The organism is Aliiglaciecola sp. 2_MG-2023 (genome assembly GCF_030548145.1).
Classification (GTDB): Bacteria; Pseudomonadota; Gammaproteobacteria; order Enterobacterales; family Alteromonadaceae; genus Aliiglaciecola; species Aliiglaciecola lipolytica_A.
In genome coordinates this window covers 110,701-134,637 of sequence record NZ_JAUORY010000003.1, presented here as the reverse complement: position 1 = coordinate 134,637, position 23,937 = coordinate 110,701, and the positions used below count along the sequence as shown (strand labels likewise).

Annotated in this window: 24 protein-coding genes; 16 read left to right on the top strand and 8 right to left on the bottom strand. The window is 41.1% G+C overall.

Annotated elements, in window-relative coordinates; genetic code table 11:
• Complete coding sequence (locus Q4567_RS04460; RefSeq protein WP_216050019.1) at positions 1 to 681, bottom strand: PspA/IM30 family protein; 681 nt, start codon at positions 679 to 681, stop codon at positions 1 to 3.
• 25 nt (positions 682 to 706) lie between these two features.
• Entirely contained in the window at positions 707 to 1,096 is a 390-nt protein-coding gene (locus tag Q4567_RS04455) for a DUF2170 family protein (RefSeq protein ID WP_216050020.1), read from the bottom strand.
• A gap of 216 nt (positions 1,097 to 1,312) precedes the next feature.
• On the opposite strand from Q4567_RS04455, the gene Q4567_RS04450 reads away from it, so the two are divergent.
• The 6 genes from Q4567_RS04450 to secF all read left to right on the top strand — a co-directional run bounded on the left by Q4567_RS04450 (position 1,313) and on the right by secF (position 7,338).
• Positions 1,313 to 1,600 carry a DUF6471 domain-containing protein gene (locus Q4567_RS04450; protein WP_216050021.1) on the top strand — a complete coding sequence of 96 codons (288 nt, stop codon included), beginning with the start codon at positions 1,313 to 1,315 and terminating at the stop codon, positions 1,598 to 1,600.
• Positions 1,601 to 1,802: 202 nt separating this feature from the next.
• Positions 1,803 to 2,843: a tRNA preQ1(34) S-adenosylmethionine ribosyltransferase-isomerase QueA gene (gene queA, locus Q4567_RS04445; protein WP_216050022.1), complete on the top strand. Its 1,041-nt coding sequence runs from the start codon at positions 1,803 to 1,805 to the stop codon at positions 2,841 to 2,843.
• Between the two features lie 171 nt (positions 2,844 to 3,014).
• Entirely contained in the window at positions 3,015 to 4,127 is a 1,113-nt protein-coding gene (gene tgt / locus Q4567_RS04440) for a tRNA guanosine(34) transglycosylase Tgt (protein WP_216050023.1), read from the top strand.
• A gap of 21 nt (positions 4,128 to 4,148) precedes the next feature.
• Positions 4,149 to 4,481, top strand: coding sequence for a preprotein translocase subunit YajC (yajC, locus tag Q4567_RS04435; protein WP_216050024.1), 333 nt, complete (start codon positions 4,149 to 4,151; stop codon positions 4,479 to 4,481).
• Between the two features lie 61 nt (positions 4,482 to 4,542).
• Positions 4,543 to 6,387 (top strand): protein translocase subunit SecD, encoded by a 1,845-nt coding sequence (secD, locus tag Q4567_RS04430; RefSeq protein ID WP_216050025.1) that lies wholly within the window; start codon positions 4,543 to 4,545, stop codon positions 6,385 to 6,387.
• A gap of 9 nt (positions 6,388 to 6,396) precedes the next feature.
• Positions 6,397 to 7,338 carry a protein translocase subunit SecF gene (gene secF, locus Q4567_RS04425; protein ID WP_216050026.1) on the top strand — a complete coding sequence of 314 codons (942 nt, stop codon included), beginning with the start codon at positions 6,397 to 6,399 and terminating at the stop codon, positions 7,336 to 7,338.
• Positions 7,339 to 7,612: 274 nt separating this feature from the next.
• Here secF and suhB read toward each other — a convergent pair whose 3' ends face one another.
• Complete coding sequence (gene suhB, locus Q4567_RS04420; RefSeq protein WP_216050027.1) at positions 7,613 to 8,386, bottom strand: inositol-1-monophosphatase; 774 nt, start codon at positions 8,384 to 8,386, stop codon at positions 7,613 to 7,615.
• A gap of 133 nt (positions 8,387 to 8,519) precedes the next feature.
• On the bottom strand, positions 8,520 to 11,027 hold the full coding sequence (locus tag Q4567_RS04415) for a PilZ domain-containing protein (protein ID WP_303499516.1): 2,508 nt from the start codon (positions 11,025 to 11,027) through the stop codon (positions 8,520 to 8,522).
• 137 nt (positions 11,028 to 11,164) lie between these two features.
• Here Q4567_RS04415 and radA point away from each other — a divergent pair, with 137 nt between their 5' ends.
• Positions 11,165 to 12,529, top strand: coding sequence for a DNA repair protein RadA (gene radA, locus Q4567_RS04410; RefSeq protein ID WP_216050029.1), 1,365 nt, complete (start codon positions 11,165 to 11,167; stop codon positions 12,527 to 12,529).
• 16 nt (positions 12,530 to 12,545) lie between these two features.
• Here radA and Q4567_RS04405 read toward each other — a convergent pair whose 3' ends face one another.
• The 3 genes from Q4567_RS04405 to ettA all read right to left on the bottom strand — a co-directional run bounded on the left by Q4567_RS04405 (position 12,546) and on the right by ettA (position 15,725).
• A complete protein-coding gene (locus Q4567_RS04405; protein ID WP_216050030.1) occupies positions 12,546 to 13,424 on the bottom strand; it encodes a diguanylate cyclase in 879 nt (292 codons plus the stop codon).
• 164 nt (positions 13,425 to 13,588) lie between these two features.
• A complete protein-coding gene (locus Q4567_RS04400) occupies positions 13,589 to 13,942 on the bottom strand; it encodes a PilZ domain-containing protein (protein ID WP_216050031.1) in 354 nt (117 codons plus the stop codon).
• Between the two features lie 115 nt (positions 13,943 to 14,057).
• A complete protein-coding gene (gene ettA, locus Q4567_RS04395) occupies positions 14,058 to 15,725 on the bottom strand; it encodes an energy-dependent translational throttle protein EttA (RefSeq protein ID WP_216050032.1) in 1,668 nt (555 codons plus the stop codon).
• Between the two features lie 212 nt (positions 15,726 to 15,937).
• Between ettA and Q4567_RS04390 the strand changes: the two genes are divergently transcribed.
• The 3 genes from Q4567_RS04390 to Q4567_RS04380 all read left to right on the top strand — a co-directional run bounded on the left by Q4567_RS04390 (position 15,938) and on the right by Q4567_RS04380 (position 18,948).
• Complete coding sequence (locus tag Q4567_RS04390) at positions 15,938 to 16,930, top strand: Gfo/Idh/MocA family protein (RefSeq protein ID WP_216050033.1); 993 nt, start codon at positions 15,938 to 15,940, stop codon at positions 16,928 to 16,930.
• 219 nt (positions 16,931 to 17,149) lie between these two features.
• Positions 17,150 to 18,406, top strand: a complete 1,257-nt coding sequence (gene glyA, locus Q4567_RS04385) for a serine hydroxymethyltransferase (protein ID WP_216050034.1) — start codon at positions 17,150 to 17,152, stop codon at positions 18,404 to 18,406.
• A gap of 143 nt (positions 18,407 to 18,549) precedes the next feature.
• Positions 18,550 to 18,948, top strand: a complete 399-nt coding sequence (locus tag Q4567_RS04380; protein ID WP_303499513.1) for a rhodanese-like domain-containing protein — start codon at positions 18,550 to 18,552, stop codon at positions 18,946 to 18,948.
• Positions 18,949 to 18,963: 15 nt separating this feature from the next.
• Here Q4567_RS04380 and Q4567_RS04375 read toward each other — a convergent pair whose 3' ends face one another.
• Complete coding sequence (locus Q4567_RS04375; protein WP_303499512.1) at positions 18,964 to 19,437, bottom strand: DUF6265 family protein; 474 nt, start codon at positions 19,435 to 19,437, stop codon at positions 18,964 to 18,966.
• A 68-nt stretch (positions 19,438 to 19,505) separates the two neighbouring features.
• Here Q4567_RS04375 and nrdR point away from each other — a divergent pair, with 68 nt between their 5' ends.
• The 6 genes from nrdR (at position 19,506) to nusB (ending at position 23,937) form a co-directional block, all read left to right on the top strand.
• Complete coding sequence (nrdR, locus tag Q4567_RS04370; RefSeq protein WP_216050037.1) at positions 19,506 to 19,961, top strand: transcriptional regulator NrdR; 456 nt, start codon at positions 19,506 to 19,508, stop codon at positions 19,959 to 19,961.
• A gap of 32 nt (positions 19,962 to 19,993) precedes the next feature.
• Positions 19,994 to 21,115 (top strand): bifunctional diaminohydroxyphosphoribosylaminopyrimidine deaminase/5-amino-6-(5-phosphoribosylamino)uracil reductase RibD, encoded by a 1,122-nt coding sequence (gene ribD, locus Q4567_RS04365; protein ID WP_303499511.1) that lies wholly within the window; start codon positions 19,994 to 19,996, stop codon positions 21,113 to 21,115.
• Between the two features lie 39 nt (positions 21,116 to 21,154).
• Positions 21,155 to 21,817 carry a riboflavin synthase gene (locus Q4567_RS04360; RefSeq protein WP_216050039.1) on the top strand — a complete coding sequence of 221 codons (663 nt, stop codon included), beginning with the start codon at positions 21,155 to 21,157 and terminating at the stop codon, positions 21,815 to 21,817.
• Between the two features lie 48 nt (positions 21,818 to 21,865).
• The gene (ribBA, locus tag Q4567_RS04355; protein ID WP_303499510.1) at positions 21,866 to 22,963 is read left to right on the top strand and encodes a bifunctional 3,4-dihydroxy-2-butanone-4-phosphate synthase/GTP cyclohydrolase II; all 1,098 of its coding nucleotides are present in this window, start codon (positions 21,866 to 21,868) and stop codon (positions 22,961 to 22,963) included.
• 65 nt (positions 22,964 to 23,028) lie between these two features.
• Positions 23,029 to 23,502: a 6,7-dimethyl-8-ribityllumazine synthase gene (ribE, locus tag Q4567_RS04350; RefSeq protein WP_008845708.1), complete on the top strand. Its 474-nt coding sequence runs from the start codon at positions 23,029 to 23,031 to the stop codon at positions 23,500 to 23,502.
• 3 nt (positions 23,503 to 23,505) lie between these two features.
• Positions 23,506 to 23,937 carry a transcription antitermination factor NusB gene (nusB, locus tag Q4567_RS04345; protein ID WP_216050041.1) on the top strand — a complete coding sequence of 144 codons (432 nt, stop codon included), beginning with the start codon at positions 23,506 to 23,508 and terminating at the stop codon, positions 23,935 to 23,937.

Below are 23,937 nucleotides of genomic sequence, written 5' to 3'. Positions count from 1 at the left end.
TTATTGGCCTAAAATGCGTTTAAGTTCGTCATCGGCAGAGCTTTTCCCGCCCTGAATTCCAGCTTCCGCTAAGCGTTTTTCTAAGTCCGTAGTCGAATCACTTGAGGCAAGCTCTTCAGCCGCTTCTAGTTCAGCACTACGTAACTTCTGCTTATCTTGTATACGACTTAACGATTCAGTAGCGGTTTTCATTTTACTGTTTGCACCCATGTGTCTGGAGGAAACCGCAACTTGTGCTTTTTGAACTGACTCAGTAGCCTTAACCATGTCAACTTGTTGTTCTAAACGCTTCAGGTTGTCTTTGGCCTGATTAATGTTTGTGGCAAGTTGTTTTTCTGATTGCGTAAATTGATCAAGAAACTCTTGCTCTGTTTCCATCTCTGCAGTTAAATCCGCTACTTTTTGAGCACAATCTAACGCCAGTTGACGATCCGATTCTACCGCTTTGCGGGCATGCTCTTCATATTGTCCGATTGATACTTTCAGGCTATCAACCTTTTGTTTTGCCAATTTACATTTTGCTAGAATTTGCGTGCGAGCATGATCTGATTTACGCAATTCTTCTTTTGCATCACGAATTTCTTGTTCAAGAATTCGAATGGCCTGACTGTCTACAACGGATTGAGCAGCTTCAGTTGCGCCACCTTTAACAGCTGTAATTAACTTTCTCCAAACCGACATAATCTTCTCCAAAATACCTAAATGTTTAGTGCAAATGTTCTTGATAAGCGTCTAAAAATGCAGCCACATTGTGGAATAAGGCATCTAATTCAATTTGAATGCTCTCTGCTTTAGATTGTGAACTTAATGCACCAAATGCAGTGTAATAGTCTTGCTCAGCAACTTGGGATATTCCAATCGTTGTTAATGGAAACAACATATGTGTTTTTAATATTTCTTCGTTCAAAGCTGCTTTATCTTTGACTTCTGAACTTGAAAATAGAATGGATTCGATAATGATCTGCTCTCCACTGAGCGCCAACCATGCGTCTAAACCATCACCATTTCCGATCAATAAACAATTGTCTTCCCGGGTGACAACAATGTTGTCGTTTTTTGATAAAAGGGTCTCAAGTTGATCAAGGTCCCAAGTCATATGCCTACTCTCCTGTCAGTGTAATGACTATAGTATGTTACCTTTGTAAACGAAAAAACATGATCAGTTCAAAATGAATTGTAAGTTTTTTCGCAACGGGTCGGATTGTACTGATAAATGATTTTTAAAGTCAAACTTTATTTTACTTATTTGGCTAGTATAATTTATTTTTGTAAATTATAATTCACAAATTGGTTTATTTTGATTGGGTGGAACGTGACAGGAAAACAACATAACGCAAACTGGCGACAAGTAGTGCAACGTATCATTAAGGCTGAAATGTCTAAGCGCGGAGTCAAATACCAAGATCTCAGTGACAGATTAAATACTATTGGTATTACGCAAAGTGCTGATAATTTGCGCAATAAAGTGAACAAAGGAATTTTGGGTGCTGATTTACTTTTACAAATAATGTACGTTTTAAAAATGCGTAGAATTGAGCGAGAAGATATCATTGAGTTATTTGCAGATATGCAAATTTCATTGGATGAAGATGAATTTTGAAAAACACACAAAAAAAAGCCCAGCTAGGGCTGCTGAGCAAAAAACTATGTTTGGGAGAAACATCGAAATCTTTAAGGTGATTATAATTTATACTATGACGGCTATAACTCAAGGGAAGCAGGGTATAGAGAAAGCGTTGCAGGTATATTTTTTAATACGTAAAATAATTAATATTAACTTACAGTTGGGCTAACCAAACTTCATGAAACTCTCTGATTTCCATTTTGATTTACCTGAGCGGCTAATCGCTCGATACCCTACAGAACAAAGAACCGCCAGTAAATTACTGTGTTTAGATGGTAAGAATGGAGGTTTAAAACATACTCATTTTTCTACTTTCATCGATTTTATAGATGAAGGTGATTTACTTATTTTTAATAATACCCGAGTGATCCCCGCGCGTTTGTTAGGGAAAAAGTCAACCGGCGGAAAAGTAGAAGTGTTGGTTGAGCGAATTATCGATGAAAATACGGTTTTAGCCCATGTTAAATCTAGTAAGTCACCAAAACCGGGAGCGCTTCTAATATTAGAAGAACATATTCAAATGGAAATGGTGACTCGTCATGATCAATTATTCGAATTAAACGTTGTAAATGATGAACCTGTGCTCAGTTTACTGGAAAAGTTTGGGCATATGCCGCTTCCACCTTATATCGATCGACCCGATGAAGATTCAGATAAAGAACGTTATCAGACCGTTTACTCTGAAAAACCTGGTGCCGTTGCTGCGCCTACGGCAGGCCTGCACTTTGATGAAGCAACTATCGAGGCGCTAAAACAAAAAGGTGTAAATACTGCTTTTGTTACGCTGCACGTAGGGGCGGGTACCTTTCAACCAGTGCGCGTCGATAATATTCAAGATCATCATATGCATTCTGAATATGCAGAAGTCGCTCAAGATGTTGTCGATGCAATTAACGAAACTAAATCAAAAGGCAAACGTGTTATTGCCGTGGGAACTACATCTGTTCGTTCATTGGAGTCTGCCGCTGCTGCAACCATTAAAAAAGGTAAACCATTAACAGCCTTTTTTGAAGATACCGATATCTTTATTTATCCCGGTTATCAATTCGAAATAGTGGATGCCATGTTGACCAACTTCCATTTACCAGAGTCAACCTTAATTATGTTGATTAGTGCTTTTGCTGGTAGAGAAAACGTGATGAATGCTTATCAGCAAGCAATTACTAACGAATATCGGTTTTTTAGTTACGGTGATGCTATGTTTATCGAAAAATCTTAGCTGTTACTGTTGAAATGTGAGATATAAATCCTTCCTTTTCGCTTATTAATGTAACTTTCAAGCTGAAATCTCCCTTAGATGATTTCAGCTTGCTCATTATTCCTTTATAATCCCCGCTGTTTTTCAGCACTGGACTGTTTTCCGGTATGCAGAAATTTTAAAAGGTTAAAAATGAAATTTGAATTAGATACAACCGATGGTAAAGCTCGCCGCGGTAGATTAGTGTTTGACCGAGGCATTGTTGAAACGCCTGCATTTATGCCCGTGGGCACCTATGGCACGGTTAAAGGCATGACACCGGAAGAGCTAGAAGAAACCGGTGCACATATTTGTCTAGGTAATACCTTTCATTTGATGTTACGTCCTGGTACTGAAATCATGAAGCAACATGGTGATTTGCATGACTTTATGCATTGGGATAAGCCGATTCTGACTGACAGTGGCGGCTTTCAAGTATTTAGTTTGGGAGATTTACGTAAAATCACTGAAGAAGGTGTGACTTTTAGATCACCAATTAATGGCGAGAAAATTCTCCTGACTCCTGAAAAATCCATGGAAGTACAGCGGGATTTGGGTTCCGATATCGTTATGATTTTTGACGAATGTACCCCTTATCCAGCCACTGAGCCTGAAGCTCGACGTTCAATGGAATTGTCCTTACGCTGGGCTAAACGCAGCAAACAGGCCCATGAAGGTAACCCGTCGGCATTATTCGGTATTATTCAAGGCGGTATGTACGAAGGTCTGCGGGATCAATCTTTGAAAGGTCTTGAAGATATCGGTTTCGATGGTTATGCCATCGGCGGATTATCTGTTGGCGAGCCGAAAGAGGATATGATTCGTGTTTTGGATCATACCGCAGATAAAATACCTGCTGAAAAGCCACGTTATTTAATGGGTGTAGGGCGACCAGAAGACATTGTTGAAGCCGTACGACGTGGAATTGACATGTTCGATTGTGTTATGCCTACACGTAACGCGCGCAATGGTCATTTATTTGTTACCGATGGTGTCATTAAGATACGTAACGCGAAACATAAAACAGATACAGGGCCTTTAGATGAGAAATGTGACTGTTATACTTGTAAAAATTATTCACGGTCATATTTACATCACTTGGACAAATGTAATGAGATACTCGGTGCAAGATTAAACACCATTCATAACTTGCGTTACTATCAAAGAGTTATGCAAGGTTTACGTGATGCCATTGCTGAACAAAAACTTGATCAGTTTGTTGAACAATTTTATGCACAAAAAGACATGCCGGTACCGGCTTTATAACTAAAAATATATGAGGAATTTATGAGTTTTTTTATTTCTAATGCTTATGCACAAGACGCTGGCGCACAAGGCGGTGGCTTTGAAATGCTTATTTTATTGGGTGTTTTCGGATTAATCTTCTATTTCATGCTGTATCGTCCACAGGCGAAACGGGTTAAAGAACATAAAAACCTAGTTGCCTCTATTGGTAAAGGTGACGAAGTCCTTACTCAAGGCGGTATGGTTGGCAAAGTTTCAAAAGTTTCTGAAGAAAAGGACTTTATTGAGATTTCGTTAAATGACAGTACAAATATCGTGATTCAAAAAGGCGCAGTTACAGCTGTGCTACCTAAAGGTACAATGAAATCAATCTAACTAAATTGAAAACGGCAAACGGTAGTTTGCCTTTTTCGTTTAAGTAGGAAAGGAATAGCAAGTGTTAAATAAAACTCCCCTGTGGAAGTACATTTTAGTGTTGATGGTCGTTGCCGTTTGCGCGTTATACGCTTCCCCTAATCTTTATGGTGAAGATTATGCAGTGCAGATATCTGCTGGTCGTGATGCAGTTCTAGATTTGTCTTTGGTAGATAAAGTCAATCAAGACTTGGCCGATGCCGGTATCGAAAAAAAGTCGATTGTACTTGAAAATGAGCAAATATTGGTTCGTCTTTACGATGACAGTGCACAAAGATTAGCTAATGAAACCCTCGCCGAATCACTAGGCAAAGACTACACAGTAGCGATGAATTTAGCCCCTGATACTCCTGATTGGTTGGACAGCTTAGGCGGTACACCAATGAAATTAGGTCTGGATTTACGTGGTGGTGTTCACTTTTTGATGGAAGTGGATATGAACTCTGTAATCACCAAGTCATTGACAGACATGGAAGGGGATTTTAAAACCTCTTTACGTGAAGAGAAGATTCGTTATTCACGAGTGAGTATTGTCGATGAATCTGTTCATGTGCGTTTTCGTGATCAAGAAACATTAGAAAAAGCCGAATTTTTCCTCAGAAATCGCAATCGTGATATTACTGTTGTTGATCAAGGTGATTTGATTTTAGTGGCCAAAATGTCAGAGCAGAAACTGTCTGAGATTCGGGATTATGCAGTAAAACAAAATATCACCATAATGCGCAACAGGGTAAACCAACTTGGTGTTGCTGAACCGGTTATTCAGCGCCAAGGTGCAGATCGCATTGTTGTTCAATTACCCGGTATTCAAGATACGGCTCGGGCAAAAGAAATATTAAATGCCACAGCTACCCTAGAATTTAAAATGCTAGATCAAGAACATGACATTCGTGATGCTTTAAATGGTCGTATTCCTCCAGGTTCTGAAATTGTAGAAGACCAACAAGGTGTTCCACAATTACTACTTAAAAAAGTGATGTTAGAAGGTAGCCATATCATTGATGCGAATGCTGGTGTCGATGAATACGGTATGCCAAAAGTATCTATTTCTTTAGATTCTGCTGGTGGCAGTAAAATGTCTTTGGCGACTAAAGGTAATATTGGTAAGCCAATGGCAACCGTATTTATTGAATATCAAGCAACTGGCGAGAAAAATGAGAAAGGCAAACTAATATTTGTTCCTGAGAGAGAAGTCGTCAGTGTTGCTACTATTCGCGCTCAATTAGGCAGTCGCTTTGAAATTACCGGCCTAGACTCACCCAAAGAAGCTCGTGACTTGTCATTGCTTTTACGGGCGGGGGCTTTGATAGCACCTATCTCCATCGTCGAAGAACGCACAGTAGGTCCAAGTTTAGGACAAGAAAATATCAATCTAGGCATGCAAGCCATCCTTTGGGGCTTTAGTTTAGTACTGTCATTCATGCTGTTTTACTACCGCGCGTTTGGTTTGGTTGCAAATGTTGCACTAGCAGCGAACTTAGTGATGATTGTTGGTGTGATGTCAATGATACCTGGGGCAACTTTGACTCTACCAGGAATGGCTGGAATTGTATTAACAGTTGGTATGGCTGTAGATGCTAATGTCTTGATCTTTGAAAGGATACGGGAAGAAATGCGCGAGGGCAGAAGTCCTCAACAAGCCATTCATCATGGTTATGACAGCGCATTTTCAACTATCTTGGATGCGAATATAACCACCTTCATTGCTGCTATCATCTTATTCGCAGTAGGTACTGGTCCAATTAAAGGCTTCTCTATCACGTTAATGATAGGTATAGCTACTTCGATGTTTACAGCCATTATTCTAACCCGTGTGATAGTGAACGGTGTTTGGGGTGGTAGACGTCTTCAGAAATTGTCGATTTAGGAGCGGGACATGCGATTTTTTAAATTAAAAGAAAGTATTGATTTTATGTCAATGCGCATTCCCGCCATGATTATATCGGGAATACTCATTATTGGTTCATTAGTATCTTTAGGGGTTAATCAGCTTAATTGGGGATTAGATTTCACCGGCGGTACATTGATTGAAGTAGGCTACGATAAACCTGCAGAATTAAACCAAATTCGACAGCAACTCGAAGCTGCAGATTTTGGTGACGCCATTGTGCAAAACTTTGGTAGTAGTGAAGATGTGTTAATCCGTCTAGCTCCTCGTGAAGGTGTAAAAGCTGAAGAAGTGGGCGATCAGGTTCTTAGCACTTTACGTGCAGGCGGTGATAACGTTGACATGCGCCGGATTGAGTTTGTTGGGCCAAATGTGGGTGAAGAACTGACAGAGCAGGGCGGTCTTGCAATGTTAGTCGCGTTGATCTGTATTCTGATTTACGTGGCTATGCGATTTGAGTGGCGATTTGCATTGGGTTCAGTTATCGCTTTGGCCCACGATGTCATTTTAACCTTGGGTTTATTCTCGGTATTGCAGCTTGAATTTGACCTAACGGTTATGGCTGCGGTATTGGCGGTTATCGGTTATTCATTGAACGATACTATTGTTGTTTCGGATCGTATCCGTGAAAACTTCCGTAAAATTCGTAAAGGGGAGCCGATCGATATCATTAATACATCTTTGACGCAGACCCTTAACCGCACAATTATTACTTCATTAACCACTATTTTAGTATTAATGGCGTTATTTTATAAAGGTGGGGCATTGATACATGGTTTTGCAACGGCGTTATTGTTTGGTGTGATAATCGGTACTTATTCTTCAATTTATGTGGCAAGTCTGGTGGCATTAATGCTGGGAATAAGTCGCGAAGATTTAATGCCTACAGTAGTAGAAAAAGAAGGTGCGGATCTAGACCCTCTTCCTTAGTCTTTTACTGTTTCGAAAGCCGGGTTTATCCCGGCTTTTTTATGCCTCAAATTTAGCTGCCAGCGTCGCGATTATTTCCATACATGTAAAGGTAAGGTATTCAGTCTTTAAACGATAGATGAAGGGGGAACATCTACTCAGTTACATGGCTGAACGCGGCTGGGGGTATGTGAGGTTTAATAAACTCAAGGCATTAAAAAAGGAAGCTAAGCGCTTCCTTTTCACATAGATAAAAGACCAAACTATAACAATCTTTTAGTCAATACAGCGGCAACTATTTCAAATGTCTTACCAATGACTGAACAACACGAGGGTTACCCGCGACTATTTCGCCTTTATCAAGGGGATCGTTTCCGCCTTTATAATCGGTAACTAATCCACCAGATTCACGCACTAAGAGTTCACCCGCGGCAACATCCCAAGGTTTGATACCACGCTCCCAGTAACCATCGTAACGGCCGGCAGCAACATACGCTAAATCCAATGCGGCAGAACCACAACGGCGCACATCACCACACTGTTTAAAAATATTTGAAAAACGCTGAATGGCATCGTCTGAAGTTTCTTTCGCTTTAAAAGGGAAAGCCGTCGCTAGTACAGTATTGTTTAAGTCTTTTGCTTTTCCGGTACGAATTCTGAAACCATTTAATTGTGCTCCGGCCCCTTTACTTGCAGTAAAAAGTTCACCGCGAATTGGATCAAATACCACTGCCTGATCGATTCGGCCTTTGTGCATGAGTGCTATTGAAACGGCAAAGTGAGGAATGCCTTTGATAAAATTAGTGGTACCGTCGAGTGGGTCAATGATCCATTTAAATTCGTCACTGCCTTCAACTATGCCGCCTTCTTCACCTAGAAATGAGTGATCTGGGAAAGATTGCTGAATTTTTTCAATAATGACTTTTTCGGCTTCTTTGTCGATTTTGGTGACAAAGTCGTTCTCACCTTTTTTTTCTAACAACAAATCATTACGATTTTCAAAACCACGAGTTATCACATTTCCAGCAGCGCGAGCAGCGCGCACCGCAATATTCAGCATAGGATGCATAAGTTACCACCAATTTTTAAAAGAACGGACGAGCAGTCTTGAACAATTATCGCTTTCAAAACCGCACAAAATTTCGCCGCGCAGTCTACCAGTTTTACCTGCAGATGCAATCAAATTCTAGTATTAGTGTCGGCTAGGCCTTTAACAAATCTTCGATTTTGTCGGAATTTACCTTGTGATAAGCCGGCATCTGTTGGTTATCAAAAATCTGTTGCTGGCTAAAGTTATGTCGAATCATCACTTCGTCGGTGACATCGATCAAATCACCTACGCCAATAATATTCCAAAGTTGTTCTTCGAGTATTTTGGCACGATGTATTGCGTAAATACCTACGTAACTAATTTCTGCTTGCAATCGTTCAATATCAGGCCGTCCTGCTCTGGCTAAAAATACTTTAACCGCTATAAATTGGCCCGATTCGCGTGCTTGATTAATGAAGTTTTTGCGTTCTTTATCACCATGAAACTGATCTGAAAAACGGCTCTTAATTGCCTCATTGATGAATTCACGGCTTGGGTCGAAGGCAACAAATATTTCTCGCATTACAGGTTTGTTATTTGTTTTGATCTTTTTCAAGGTGTACTGAATAAAGTCGAGTTCAACGCCGTAAGTTGAATATAAAAAATGCATATTGTATTGGCCGCTTTCAGCATCAAAAGCCAATAGATTATTTAACCGACTATTCGGATTGCTAGTAACTATCGCATCAGGTAGAAAATCAATCCCTTCTTTACGGATAAAAAAGGCGGTATTGAGCACATTCTTAGCAAACAGATTGCGCAATGCTGAGCCCATCCCTGGAATTTCCTCTTCTTCACTATGGGCCTTTAATTTGCCTCGGTTATTGCGTATCAGCTCGTCAAAAAAGCGTTGTGCCGTCTTGTTAACCGAATCTACTACAGCTTGTAAATGCAGTACGTTTCGATCGTATGAAATGCCTTTCACTTTGTAAGGTAAGTTGGCAAGGTTAAATTTTTTGGTGACATTTTGTAGTAGCGGGAAACTGAGTTTCACGAGATCGTTTTCTTCGCCATGGAAAAAGTCATTCAACTCAACGCGCATTCCTCGTGTAGACACATCTTCACTGCTTCCTTCGATGGTCATGTCACCAAAATTTAATTGCACTTTTGTGCGCAGTTGATAGCGAGTTTCTTTGCGTTGGTTATGGTATTTAAATCGAAACATTTGCACCGCTGGTGGCAGTTTGTTTCGAGGATGCCCAAATACTTTAAGCTGTGATATTTCGCCACGGCGAATGGGGATTTTTTCGTAATTTTGGGTGCCCACTTCATCGGTTATATCTGTTAATAGGGCGATATGTCTGACATTTTTAAGGCGCGACATTAATCTTGGTGCCGGTGGATGATTTTGACGCTTCACAGCACTGCTGACAGTGTCGGGCAAAGACAGTGGCATGTGTACCTGATTTAAATCTAGGTTTGTAATTTGTAATTTGAAAACCCGCCAACTGGCTTTTCTGCCGCCATAACCAAGGAAAACCTTCATTAAATCAGGACGCTCAAACAATTCTTCTTGGGTGGCTGAATAAAAGTAAACTTTGTCATCTTTAACGTGATTAAAAGAATACACAATGGTTTCCTGAAAGTGCTCAGGCAAGGTTAACAGCCGTGCAATACGTTGATGTCCTAAAACGTAACCTAAACGCAGCTCAAATAACTCATCGCTCCAGTAATATAATGGGTCTTTATTACTATCATTAATTAATGCGTATTTGGGAACATAGATATTGTTTATTTTTTCGATATAAATCGGCACAGAGGTGACATTGGGAATGAAATACTGCTCGTAGGTTTTTAAATGTATCGCCGTGAGCGTGTTGTCCATATTAACTTTATAGCGACGTTTATTGCCATGGATAAACTTTTCAAAAAAATCTTTAAAGGAATGGGGAGCATGCTCATCATTCTTCTGTAATGAAATACGTTGTTCGCGCTGACTGTTTTCTACATCGACTATGTTGTAACCAACCCCAACCTTGCGATCAATAGTGTATTCGCCTTCCAAGCCTCTGAATTGGACTGTTATACGTTCGCCAACTTTGAACAGATGTTCGTTGGCTACTTTCACTTTTAAACCACTCACTGAAACGTCAATGGTAGTCGCTTGGATGCTCTTATTCAGCTCGGTAAACAACTCAATATTCACCGCAAAATTCATCCGCTCTTCACTGCGTTTTGCATATTCACCAAAGCGCAGAACTTCAGCATGGTGGGGTTTTCGTTCTTCTACTACGACCCCTTCTTTCTCAGCTTCTTCTCTTTGCTTTTGATAAATAACTCGATAACTGTTTTCGGTATTTTTGACCGCCTCATAAACGCCCATGGTATATTCACCAAAAAGCCGTACCTGCTTTTCGAACACATCAATGGCAGTATCATCTAGAAAGTGGGTTTTATCTTGATAGGTAAATTCTCGACAGTCACCGGCCACTTGTCCTCTGAGATCGATAAGCCGCAGGCAGGGGCGGGATAGGCGCTTTAATTCCATTTTAATTAAAAAACGTTTTTGTTTGGGGATGCCTGAAGCCACCTGCGATAGAACCTGATTAAATTCAGGTTCATTTATCATTGGTTTTAACTGTTCTATAATGTCGTGGTACTTTTCTAAATCTTGACTCATGCCAATCAAATGTTCGCTATGGTTAAGGCGTCGTTATGATATTCTTTTATCGGCAACGAATAAATAACCTTTGATCCCAACTTACCGGTTTAGTTGATTTACTCAACTAGCCCTAATTTAATGTAGTTCAACAACTTATGGCTAAACGTAAAATTGCTTTTGTATGTACCGATTGTGGAGCAGAGTTCCCTCGCTGGCAAGGACAATGTAACGATTGTCAGGCATGGAACACTATTTCTGAAGTGGTTCTCAGTTCTGACAAACATTCACCAGAACGAAATTTAAAAGGTTATGCAGGGCAAACTCATGCCAAGGTCGAAACCTTAGATAAAATAGACTTACAAGCGCTGCCGCGCTTTAGTGCTGGTTTTAAAGAGCTAGACCGAGTACTCGGAGGCGGTGTTGTGCCTGGTGCAGCAATGCTTATTGGTGGTTCTCCTGGAGCGGGTAAAAGTACCTTATTATTGCAAGTAATGTGTCACTTGGCTCAAGGACGGAATACGCTTTATGTGACCGGCGAAGAATCGTTGCAACAAGTTGCGATGCGCGCTCAACGTTTAGGATTACCTACTGCGAAATTAAAAGTGCTAGCCGAAACCAATGTCGAAACGATTTGTGAATTAGCATTAGTACATAAACCAGACATCATGGTGATTGACTCTATACAGGTTATGCATGTGAGTGATATTCAATCTGCACCGGGCAGTGTTTCTCAGGTGCGCGAAAGTGCAGCTTTTCTCACACGTTTTGCTAAACAACATCACATTGCCATGTTTTTAGTGGGGCATGTAACCAAAGAAGGCAATTTGGCAGGCCCTAAGGTATTGGAACACTGTATTGACTGTTCAATGATGCTCGAAGGCGAAAGTGATAGCCGATACCGAACATTACGAGGTAATAAAAATCGTTTTGGCGCAGTGAATGAGTTGGGTGTGTTCGCGATGACCGATAAGGGATTGAAAGAAGTAAGCAATCCATCCGCCATCTTCTTGAGTCGCGAAGAGCAACAATCACCAGGCAGCATCGTAATGGTGGTTTGGGAAGGAACCCGTCCTTTGTTGGTGGAGATTCAGGCGTTGGTCGATTATTCTCAAATGGCAAATCCTAAACGTATCGCGGTGGGCACTGAAGCTAATCGTTTGGCTATGTTACTTGCGGTTTTACATCGACACGGCAACGTGCAAATGAATGATCAAGATGTGTTTGTCAATGTCGTCGGAGGGGTGCGTATAGCCGAAACCAGTGTCGATTTAGCCCTGTTGTTGGCAATGATATCCAGTTTTAGGAATCATACTCTATCGCGAGAGCTTATTGCGTTTGGTGAGGTGGGGTTAGCGGGCGAAATACGTCCGGTACCAAATGGAACTGAACGTATTCAAGAGGCTGCCAAACATGGCTTTAAGCGAGCAATCGTACCTAAAGGAAACAAACCTAAACAGGTGATTCCGGGCATTGAAGTCGTAGCGGTTTCGCGATTATCTGAAGCATTAGAGGCGTTATAGTGGAGTCTATGCAGGTCTACTCAATAATGAATTGATCACGGCCTGCATCTTTCGCTGCATATAATTTTTGATCTGCTTTTTGGATAAGTTCATTCGGGGTTAGATCCTGAGGAGAAATACAGATACCGCCTGCACTGATTGTTATCCGACTAAAACTCGATAGCTTATGTGGTAAATTCAAGTTTCGAACAGCGTTAAGCATGCTATCGGCAATATATTGTACGCCGCTCAAATCAGTATGAGGCAGCACTATCGCAAATTCCTCGCCTCCGTATCTGGCTAGACAGTCTGTGGGACGTTTTAAAACTTTACCCAATGCATCTGCTACTGCCCGTAAACAATAATCTCCCTTGATATGACCGTAAGTGTCGTTATAAAGCTTAAAATTATCGATATCGATTAGGATTAATCCAATATGATGTTTCATTCGCGTGCACAACTTCATCTGATTGCCCAAAAAGCCATCAAAATAATGTCGATTTTGCACCTCTGTTAATCCATCGACAGTAGCCAATCGCGTAAGTTTATCCGCCATTAATTTAGCGGCTAAATGTGAATTGACTCTATGCCGCAGTGTGGTCACAGAAAAAGGTTTGGTTATAAAGTCGGTGCATCCCGCTTCCCAGCATTCATCTTCTGCTTCTGGCGAGTTGTGGGAGCTAACAAAAATGATCGGAATCTCTTGTGTACTTTCGTTTTCTTTTAGCTTTCTACACGCAGTCAAACCGTCCATAACGGGCATGTTGATATCCATCAATATGATGTCAGGTAGTCTATGGCTGCAAAAGTCTAAAGCTTCTTGCCCAGAGGCTGCATGATGGGTTATAAAATTATCTGAAAGCGCTTTAGCTGCAATTAATGCACTAATTGGTTCATCTTCCACTATCAGAATCAAAACTTTGTCTTTTTCAAATAATTTGTCAACTACTTTGAAGATAACTCAAACTCCTGTCTTAAGCTTTTCAACAAAACACTTATATAAAGTTCGTTTTTGAGCTGGGTATGTTAAGTACACAAGAGTGTACATAAAATTTATACTAATGTTTATTATACTTAGGATTAAGAAACCAAAGAAGTTATGTCTCTTTGCAGCAGTGAAGCATCACCTAAATTTAGTTCAACTAACCTGCGTAAATCTGAAATGCTGTCAATGTCCATACATTTAATATGAAAGCCTAAACAATGATTTGCACAATGCACGATTTCACCAAACATTTTAATTACTTGGTTAGTTCCTTCGATCTCTATATTGAGTTCAAATTCTTGCTCTAGGTCAGCCTCAAATTCATCGGGATATCCAATAAGTGCGCCATTTAAAGAAATATCAATAATGCTAGTTTGCCAATGACGATTTTGTTGGAACAAAATGGCTGGCGCTGAAAAATCAACGCGGTTAAATTGACGTTTTTCCATAGTAAGTCCCAAAGTTGCCATCAATGGCCATAGTTAAGCATAAAAAGCGTGTGAATGCGCCCAAGATTTTACCCGGACACATCTTTCACACACTGATATTCGCGCGTCTCACTGGCTATTTACTGATTTTTTTGTATTTAAGTCTGTGGGGTTCTACCACATCTTCTCCAAGGGTTTCTTTTAACCAAGCTTCGTAATCGGTGTAATTACCTTCATAGAAGTTGATTTTTCCCTCATCACGGTAATCCATAATGTGAGTGGCCACTCTGTCTAGAAACCAACGGTCATGGGAAATAACCATAGCACAACCAGGGAATTCCAAAATTGCATTTTCCAAGGCTCTCAAGGTTTCAACATCTAGGTCGTTGGTTGGTTCATCTAACAGAAGTACGTTGCCACCTGCTTTAAGCAATTTCGCTAAATGAACTCGATTACGTTCACCACCAGAGAGATCTTTAATAAATTTCTGTTGGTCAGTACCTTTAAAGTTAAAACGACTACAATATGCTCGACTGTTTAGTTCGAAATTACCAATTCGGATAATATCCGAGTCATCGGATATCTCTTTGTAAACGGTGTTTTTCTCGTTCATATGATCGCGAAACTGTTCGACACTTGCCAGTTGCACTGTATCGCCTAAAACGATTTCTCCCGAATCCGGTTGCTCTTGTCCGGTGAGCATACGAAACAGGGTTGATTTACCTGCACCGTTAGGGCCAATAATGCCGACAATCGCGCCTTTTGGCATGCTAAAAGATAAATTATCGATTAACAGTCGATCTCCATAAGACTTAGATAACCCCGTAACTTCAATAACTTTGTCGCCTAGCCGCTCACCGGGCGGAATAAACAACTCATTGGTTTCATTACGCTTCTGGTAATCACCAGTGGTCAATTCGTCAAACCTAGCCATTCTTGCTTTGCTTTTGGCTTGACGGCCTTTGGGGTTTGAACGAACCCACTCTAATTCTTGTTTAATGGATTTTTGACGGGCGCTTTCTGTGCGCTCTTCTTGGGCAAGACGCTGGTCTTTTTGTTCAAGCCAAGAGGAGTAATTACCTTCCCACGGAATACCTTCGCCGCGGTCAAGTTCTAATATCCAACCTGCGACATTATCAAGGAAGTAGCGGTCATGGGTAATCGCCACTACTGTGCCTTCATAGTCGTGTAGGAAACGCTCAAGCCAAGCGACTGATTCAGCATCCAAGTGGTTAGTAGGCTCATCAAGAAGCAGCATGTCAGGCTTTTCTAATAACAACCGACACAGAGCCACTCGTCGTCTTTCACCACCAGACAATTTACTTACATCTGCATCCCAAGGTGGCAGACGAAGTGCATCTGCAGCTCGTTCTAAAGAATTCTCCAGATTATGGCCGTCTTTGGCTTGAATTATTGCTTCTAATTGGCCTTGTTCTTTTGCCAAGGCATCGAAGTCTGCGTTTTCTTCTGCATATTCAGCGTAGACTTCATCTAAGCGTTTAATAGCGTGGGCAACGTCTGCAACGGCTTCTTCAATATTACCGCGCACATCTTTACTTTCATCTAATTGGGGTTCTTGGGGGAGGTAGCCAATTTTTAGCTCTGGAGAAGGCCTAGCTTCCCCTTCTATATCTTTGTCAATTCCAGCCATAATGCGCAGTAATGTTGATTTACCTGCGCCGTTTAAACCTAAAACGCCAATTTTAGCGCCCGGGAAAAAACTCAATGAAATGTTTTTAAGTATGTGTCTATTGGGTGGGACAATCTTGCCCACTCTGTGCATGCTATATACGTATTGTGCCATAGTACCGATTTAATAAAGGGTAAAACATTAGTGTAATCCAGACCGAGCCACAGTCCAATGCTGATGTGATATTTTTTGCCACAGATTACGGTATTTGCTGATAAGTACTAGTTAGTTGAATCGTTTTCGTGTTTAAAACTATCGCTTTGCCCCTTGTATTTTTATTTACCTTCTGCAGAATAAATTTAACGGAAATGAAATTAGGAATAGTTATGTTGAATTGGGGTCTTATTGGACCAGGGGTCATAGCCCATCAATTTGCTACGGCACTAGCAAGTTCGGTTCAAGGAATATTATATGCTGTGGCAAGTCGAAATATTGAGCGTGCCAAAGCGTTTGCAGAGCAATATCGCGCGCCTGTGACATTTGAAGATTATCACGCTTTAATTGCCGATCCAAACGTTGATGTGGTCTACATTGCCACTCCACATTCCCATCATTTTCCGTTAGCCAAAGCGTGCCTAATGGCTGGGAAACACGTGTTGATGGAGAAACCGCTTACGGTAAATGCCCAGCAAACTAAGCAATTGATAAGTCTTTCTCAACAACATCAATGTGTATTTCAAGAGGCTATGTGGAGCCGCTTCATGCCGTGCTTTGAACAGGTTAAAGAGTGGATAGAACAACAACAAATTGGTGAGGTTGAATATATTACTTCGCAAATTGGTTTTGCTTTTTCAGACCTAGAAAATCACCGTATATCCGATCCTGCGTTGGCTGGCGGAGCCTTATTGGACCTGGGAATTTACAGTGTTAGTTTGAGTCAGTATTTGTTAGCCGAAAATCCATCTGAGATACAGGCAACAGCCAAAATAAACAAAGATGGAATTGATCACAATACAGCGGTGAATTTAACTTATCCGTCCGGCGTCATTAGTCAATTTACCTGTACCATGGCTGCCCAATGCTCCAATGTTATGAGCATTCATGGAAAAGATGGTTACATTTCTTTGCCGGCATATTTTTGGAACGGACGGCAAGCGCAATTATTCAAAAATGAAAAATTGCAACAAACCTTGGATTTCCCTCATCCAGTTAATGGCTTTGAATATCAAATCGAATCAACCATGGAGTCAATATTACTGGGGCGTTCTTGCGATTCTAGAATGAACCATGCAGACAGTCTCAGTGTGATGCTCACCTTAGATGCGATTCGCCAACAAATAAATCTAAGGTTTCCAGAATTTATCGAGTCTGTTGATTAAATATTCAGCCGTATTTGGGCAACAGTTTAGATTCTCGTAAATAATCACAATAGCCCTCTCTAACAGGTATAAATTATACTTAAGGGTTTGGATCATTTTTCAGTAAAAGTATGTACAAAACGATCAAAATGACTAGAATAAGCGCTCATTTTTTATCCCTGCGAAGGTGAAATTATGCGTTATCACCTGAACGTTGTGCCGAGTTGTTGAGGAGACACCATGCTGAAACGTAACATGAATATTGCTGACTTTGACCCCGAGTTATACGATGCGATCGTAAAAGAAACTCAACGCCAAGAGCATCACATCGAGCTTATTGCCTCGGAAAATTATTGTAGTCCGCGAGTTTTGGAAGCCCAAGGTTCTCAACTTACCAACAAATACGCAGAAGGATACCCTCACAAGCGTTACTACGGTGGATGTGAGTATGTTGATATCGCAGAAGATTTAGCGATTGAGCGAGCCAAACAGCTATTTGGTGCTGAGTATGCCAATGTACAACCGCATTCAGGATCGCAAGCAAACTCTGCTGTCTTTATGGCGTTACTTGACGCTGGGGATACCGTTCTAGGAATGAGTCTAGCTCATGGTGGACACCTTACTCACGGTGCACATGTTAGCTTTTCAGGCAAAACCTATAATGCTGTTCAGTATGGTCTAAATGAAGCGACTGGCGAAATTGATATGCAGCAAGTGGAAGATTTAGCACTTGAGCATAAACCGAAAATGATTATTGGTGGCTTCTCTGCATATTCAGGTATTGTTGATTGGCAGAAGTTCCGTGAGATTGCCGATAAAGTGGGTGCTTTCTTGTTGGTTGATATGGCGCATGTTGCTGGTTTGGTGGCTGCTGGGATTTATCCTAATCCATTACCCCATGCACATGTCGTAACTACTACTACCCATAAAACGTTAGCTGGTCCTCGTGGTGGATTGATTCTATCTGCTTGTGGTGACGAAACTATTTACAAAAAATTGAATAGTTCTGTATTTCCGGGTAATCAAGGTGGTCCTTTGTGTCACGTGATTGCAGCAAAAGCAGTTGCCTTTAAAGAAGCCCTAGAACCAGAATTTAAAGAATATCAAAAGCAAGTTGTCGTAAATGCCAAAGCTATGGTTAGCGTAATGCAAGAGCGTGGCTATAAAATTGTTTCGGATGGAACAGATAACCATCTGTTTTTGCTGGATTTAATTGATAAAGATATTACTGGTAAAGATGCCGATGCTGCATTGGGTAGTGCCAATATCACAGTCAACAAAAATTCGGTACCAAATGATCCTCGCTCTCCTTTTGTAACTAGTGGCTTGCGTATTGGCTCTCCAGCAATTACCCGTCGCGGGTTTGGCGAACAGGAAGCTAAACAAGTGGCAAATTGGATTAGTGATGTGCTTGATGATATTGAAAGTGCGGAAACTATTGCTAGAGTTAAAAAAGAAGTGATTGAATTATGTGAGAAATTCCCCGTTTACGGTTAATTTCTAACACTCTACTACATATAGCCGCTGTTTATCAGCGGCTTTTTTTTGTCTTAGAATCATCGAATATTGGCTTACTAGCTACTTTGCCTTTGCCCTTAAGTTGCTGATAATAAAACTCACTTTTGTTAGAGGAGTAATATATGTCATCAGTAGTATCACGAATACCTGCCGCGTCAGCTGACATCGCAAAGGCCCATTTTGCACACTTATTAAGTTTAGAAACGGATTGTTGGGATACACATTTTGCCATCAGCAATAACCGTCAAGATTTTGTGTTGCTGGATGTGCGAAGTTTAGTGCTTTTCAAACAAGGCCATTTACCCAACGCGATAAACTTACCCCACAAAAACATCAACTCTGAGACAATCCAAACTTACCCTAATGAAACCTTATTTGTGGTGTATTGTGCTGGCCCTCATTGCAATGGCGCTGACAAGGCCGCTCTTAAATTAGCTGAATTGGGGCGACCAGTGAAAAAACTCATTGGTGGGGTAACAGGTTGGTTAGACGAAGGATTTGAATTAGTCACTGAAGAGTAAATCACTGGCCAAAGACTAATTGGCACTTGGTTTTAATTGGTAGTGCACCTTAAACCCTCTGCCATTGTTACCTGATACATTTACTAACAGGGTGTTTTCCGTACGTAAATATTCTATTTGCTTTGGAAAATCGTGATTTGGATTTTCAAAGGTAACGGTATTTGCTGTGCAGTTTTTCGCTCTAAAGGCCACTGGTAAACTATTGTGGCCAACTTTTGCTAAATAAAATATCTCTGTTTGCATTTGTACTAAACGCATACTTTCTTGTTGCTGGAGTTTTCCTGATGCATCTCGGCTGCTGCCTGTTCCTGTTAAGGTGTCGTCGCTTATTTTCAACCAACTTTCTTGGGTATTGCCATCAGGCGTCGTTTGCCAGTTCCCCACAAGCCATTGCAGTTGGGTTAGGGAAACACATTTCGAATCAGCAGCCTCTACGTGCGCATTAAATATAATTATCACTATTGATAATAGATAAATTAGACGTTGCATATATCACCTTTTGACTTTTTTATGCTAGTTTAGCGAGCATCTGTAGATAGTGAAAAGAAAATAAGTCTATGTTTTGTCCTTTCTGCTCTGAACAAGAAACTAAAGTTATCGATTCCCGATTGGTTGCCGAAGGTCATCAGGTGCGCCGCAGACGAGAGTGCACCGCTTGTCATGAGCGCTTTACTACCTTTGAAATTGCAGAGTTAGTGATGCCTAGAGTGGTTAAGCGCGACGGTTCAAGAGAGCCGTTTAATGAAGATAAATTGCGCGCCGGTTTATTGCGAGCATTAGAGAAACGCCCCGTAAGCACTGAAAAAGTGGAACATTGTATTAGTCAGTTGAAGTCATCTTTGCGCGCAACAGGAGAGCGGGAAATTAGCAGCGAATTCTTGGGCAGCTTGATCATGGATGCGCTCAAAGAGCTAGATAAAGTCGCCTACGTGCGTTTTGCATCGGTTTACCGTTCATTCGAAGATATTCGTGAGTTTGGTGAAGAAATTGCCAAATTAGGTGAAAAGCCTTAATTTTTTTATCCGCTTAGCGAAATTGGTACAAAATGTCTGCCTATAATTTTTCAAATTTAGACCATCATTTAATGAGCACCGCTCTAAAGTTGGCCAGCAAAGGTCAATTTACTACGACACCAAATCCCAATGTCGGCTGTGTTATTGCGAATCAAAATGGGGATGTACTAGGTCAAGGATGGCACCATAAAGCAGGCACTCCTCATGCTGAAGTACATGCTCTTAAACAAGCAGGTGACAAAGCACTAGGCGCGACCGCTTATGTTACTTTAGAGCCTTGTAGTCATTTTGGCAAAACTCCTCCTTGCGCTGATGCGTTAATTTACGCCGGTGTGAAACGTGTGGTTGCTGCTATGGTTGATCCCAACCCGAAGGTCGCGGGAAGTGGATTAAAACGTTTATCTGAACAAGGTATCGATGTCTCCCATGGTCTAATGACAGAGCAGGCTGAACTATTAAATCGCGGTTTTATAAAACGGATGAAATATAATCGTCCGTGGCTCACAGTGAAACTAGCCGCAAGCCTTGATGGTAAAACAGCATTAGCGAATGGTCATAGTCAATGGATTACAGGGGCGGCGGCGCGCTCTGATGTGCAAGAACATCGAGCTAGGAGCTGCGCCATATTGTCTGGTTCCGGAACGGTTTTAGCCGATAATCCAAGTCTAAATGTAAGATATAACGAATTAAGTCATGCCAAAACGTGGATAACTGAATCTGAACTTCGGCAACCCCTGCGAATTATTTTAGATGGTAAAAACCAACTTACTGATAATTTAAAAATGTTTGATCTTGATGGTCGAAATCTAATTATAAATCGCAAACATAACCCTTCAATAAGAGCCAGCGTAGAACAAGTCCAAATAAATAGCCTAGGCAATAAACTTGATTTACAGGCCATGTTACAAATTTTGTCTGAAAGACAATTAAATGAAGTTTGGGTAGAGGCTGGTGGCCGGCTTGCAGGGGCGTTAGTTCAACGAGACTTAGTTGATGAGTTGATTTTATATCAAGCGCCCAAACTATTGGGGGATAAAGGTCAAAATTTGTTTGTGATGGATGAACTGACACAAATGAATCAAGCTAAAATGTTACGATGGTCCACTGTTCGTATGGTCGGTAATGATTTGAAAATGGTCGCACATTTTAAATAACTGACTCAATTGAAACTTTTGCAAATATCGGATGACAAAATGTTTACTGGAATAATAGAAGATGTAGGTCATATCGCAAAATTGCAACCCAAGGGTGATGATATTCGCCTTACCGTTGCAGTGAATAAGTTAGATATGTCAGACGTGGCATTAGGTGACAGTATCGCCACCAATGGTGTGTGTTTAACCGTTGTGGATTTTTCAGATAAACATTACAGCGTTGATGTCTCTCCTGAAACCATCAAACGTTCTGGTTTTGCTAACTACACTGTGGGCGACAAAGTAAACCTTGAGAAAGCCATGCAGGCAAGCTCTCGCTTTGGCGGCCATATTGTCAGTGGTCATGTGGATGGTGTGGGAAAAATCGTGGCCATTAATCCGATTGATCGTTGGTTAGAAATCTGGATTCAAGCACCAGATGAATTAGCTAAATACATATCTGAAAAAGGCTCCATTACAATTGATGGTGTTAGCTTAACTGTCAATGATGTGGATGGAGCTAAGTTTATGCTCACGTTAATTCCACATACCTTACAAGAAACAATTATCGGTAATTACCAAGTTGGAAGTTTAGTTAATCTAGAAGTGGACTTGATTGCTCGCTATCTGGAGCGTTTGATATTAGGTGATAAAGCCGCACACAGTCAGAATAAATCAGGCATAGATCTGCAATTTTTGGCTGAAAACGGCTATTTGAAGTAAACCAAATTTAATCTATTAAAATACACAAAATACAGAGTACCCTACACAATGGCATTACATAGCATCGAAGAAATAATCGAAGACATCAAACAGGGCAAAATGGTGATCCTGATGGATGATGAAGATCGTGAAAATGAAGGCGATCTGATTATGGCCGCAGAATATGCGACTCCTGAGGCTATCAATTTTATGGTCACCCATGCTCGAGGCTTGGTGTGTTTGCCAATGACAGCAGAACGCTGTCAGCATTTGAATTTACCATTAATGGTCGATAACAATAGTGCCCAATTTTCAACTAATTTCACCGTTTCAATTGAAGCCGCTAAGGGAGTTACTACTGGGATTTCTGCGGCGGATCGAGCGCAAACTATTTTGGCTGCCGTCAACAAAAATGCAAAAGCAGAAGATATTGTTCAGCCTGGCCATATTTTTCCGTTAATTGCCAAAGAGGGTGGTGTACTCAATAGAGCGGGCCACACTGAAGCAGGAGTAGACTTAGCAAGATTAGCTGGTGCAGAACCTGCTTCGGTTATCGTCGAAATCTTAAATGAAGATGGCACTATGGCACGAAGACCTGAACTAGAATTATTTGCTGAAAAGCATAATTTGAAAATGGGTACCATTGCCGATTTAATCGAATATAGAAACCTCAATGAAACGACCATAGAACAAGTCGCTAGTTGCAAATTGCCCACTCGCTACGGCGAGTTTGATTTACATACCTTTAAAGATGTCATTGATGACCAAGTGCATTTTGCTTTATGTAAAGGCAAAATCGACAGTGACAATCCTACCTTGGTTAGAGTGCACTTACATAATACGTTTAACGATTTATTTGCATCTGAACGCTCTGCCCAGCGCAGCATGGGGTTGCACGAGGCGATGCAAAAAATCGCCGATGAAGGAGGCGTTTTGGTGCTATTGGGTAAGCAAGAAGATCTGATTGCGCAGGTAAAACAATTTGAAGCCGAAGATCAAGGCAGAAGTGCGGCTGCAGCTAAATATCAAGGCACTTCACGAACCGTTGGAGTGGGAAGTCAAATTCTCGCTACCCTAGGGGTGCGTAAGATGCGTTTGCTAAGCAAACCTAAGAAATATCACGCCTTATCGGGTTTTGGTCTAGAAGTTGTCGATTACGTATATTAATCCATTTGGGTTTCCATGGTGTTGTGCTATAATCCGCGCCGTTTTTCTTACAGGGCTTCACAAACATGAATATCATTGAAGGTAATGTTCGCGCAACCGGCAAAAAGTTTGCGCTGGTTGTATCTCGGTTTAACAGTTTTGTTGTTGAGAGCTTAGTTGACGGAGCATTAGACACTCTAGAACGTGTGGGTGAAGTGAGTGATCAAGACATTACTTTGGTTCGAGTTCCCGGTGCTTATGAGCTTCCCATCGTAGCTAAAAAATTAGCTGAGCAAAAAAAATACGATGCTATTATTGCCTTAGGTGCTGTTATCCGTGGCGGTACCCCCCATTTTGATTTTGTTGCTGGCGAATGTAATAAAGGTCTAGCACAGGTTTCATTGGAATACGGCATACCGGTTTCTTTCGGTGTAATCACTACTGACAGCATTGAACAAGCAATCGAACGTTCAGGCACCAAAGCAGGTAACAAGGGCGCTGATGCGGCCATGGGTGCACTGGAAATGGTAAATGTCATCGCGCAAATTGAAGAGGCATAATCCGTGAAGCCATCTGCACGTAGAAAAGCAAGAGAGCTTGCGGTACAAGCCGTTTACTCTTGGCAAATGAGCAAAAACCCAGTGGAGCAAATCGAACTGGGAATTGCCACAAGCACAAATATGGAAAAAGTCGATATGGCATATTTCCAAGAATTGTTGCGAAATGTTGTCAAAGATAGTGAAAACCTTGATAAAACGATCAAACCATACCTTGGGCGTTTACCAGAAGAACTTGATGTGGTGGAAAAAGCTATTCTGCGCATTGCAACCTATGAACTTACCGCACGTATTGATGTCCCTTACAAGGTAGTGATAAACGAAGCTATCGAATTGGCGAAATCTTTCGGTGCGGACGAAAGCCATAAGTTTGTAAACGGTGTGCTTGATAAAGCAATTAAAACCCTCAGAAAACACGAATTATCTTCAAAAGAGTAA

Excerpts from the sequence above, each read along its gene's own strand:
- Q4567_RS04460 (WP_216050019.1), bottom strand. The coding sequence starts at position 681 with ATGTCGGTTTGGAGAAAGTTAATTACAGCTGTTAAAGGTGGCGCAACT.
- Q4567_RS04455 (WP_216050020.1), bottom strand. The coding sequence starts at position 1,096 with ATGACTTGGGACCTTGATCAACTTGAGACCCTTTTATCAAAAAACGAC.
- queA (WP_216050022.1), top strand. The coding sequence starts at position 1,803 with ATGAAACTCTCTGATTTCCATTTTGATTTACCTGAGCGGCTAATCGCT.
- tgt (WP_216050023.1), top strand. The coding sequence starts at position 3,015 with ATGAAATTTGAATTAGATACAACCGATGGTAAAGCTCGCCGCGGTAGA.
- yajC (WP_216050024.1), top strand. The coding sequence starts at position 4,149 with ATGAGTTTTTTTATTTCTAATGCTTATGCACAAGACGCTGGCGCACAA.
- secF (WP_216050026.1), top strand. The coding sequence starts at position 6,397 with ATGCGATTTTTTAAATTAAAAGAAAGTATTGATTTTATGTCAATGCGC.
- suhB (WP_216050027.1), bottom strand. The coding sequence starts at position 8,386 with ATGCATCCTATGCTGAATATTGCGGTGCGCGCTGCTCGCGCTGCTGGA.
- Q4567_RS04415 (WP_303499516.1), bottom strand. The coding sequence starts at position 11,027 with ATGAGTCAAGATTTAGAAAAGTACCACGACATTATAGAACAGTTAAAA.
- radA (WP_216050029.1), top strand. The coding sequence starts at position 11,165 with ATGGCTAAACGTAAAATTGCTTTTGTATGTACCGATTGTGGAGCAGAG.
- Q4567_RS04400 (WP_216050031.1), bottom strand. The coding sequence starts at position 13,942 with ATGGAAAAACGTCAATTTAACCGCGTTGATTTTTCAGCGCCAGCCATT.
- ettA (WP_216050032.1), bottom strand. The coding sequence starts at position 15,725 with ATGGCACAATACGTATATAGCATGCACAGAGTGGGCAAGATTGTCCCA.
- Q4567_RS04390 (WP_216050033.1), top strand. The coding sequence starts at position 15,938 with ATGTTGAATTGGGGTCTTATTGGACCAGGGGTCATAGCCCATCAATTT.
- glyA (WP_216050034.1), top strand. The coding sequence starts at position 17,150 with ATGCTGAAACGTAACATGAATATTGCTGACTTTGACCCCGAGTTATAC.
- Q4567_RS04380 (WP_303499513.1), top strand. The coding sequence starts at position 18,550 with ATGTCATCAGTAGTATCACGAATACCTGCCGCGTCAGCTGACATCGCA.
- Q4567_RS04375 (WP_303499512.1), bottom strand. The coding sequence starts at position 19,437 with ATGCAACGTCTAATTTATCTATTATCAATAGTGATAATTATATTTAAT.
- nrdR (WP_216050037.1), top strand. The coding sequence starts at position 19,506 with ATGTTTTGTCCTTTCTGCTCTGAACAAGAAACTAAAGTTATCGATTCC.
- ribD (WP_303499511.1), top strand. The coding sequence starts at position 19,994 with ATGTCTGCCTATAATTTTTCAAATTTAGACCATCATTTAATGAGCACC.
- Q4567_RS04360 (WP_216050039.1), top strand. The coding sequence starts at position 21,155 with ATGTTTACTGGAATAATAGAAGATGTAGGTCATATCGCAAAATTGCAA.
- ribBA (WP_303499510.1), top strand. The coding sequence starts at position 21,866 with ATGGCATTACATAGCATCGAAGAAATAATCGAAGACATCAAACAGGGC.
- ribE (WP_008845708.1), top strand. The coding sequence starts at position 23,029 with ATGAATATCATTGAAGGTAATGTTCGCGCAACCGGCAAAAAGTTTGCG.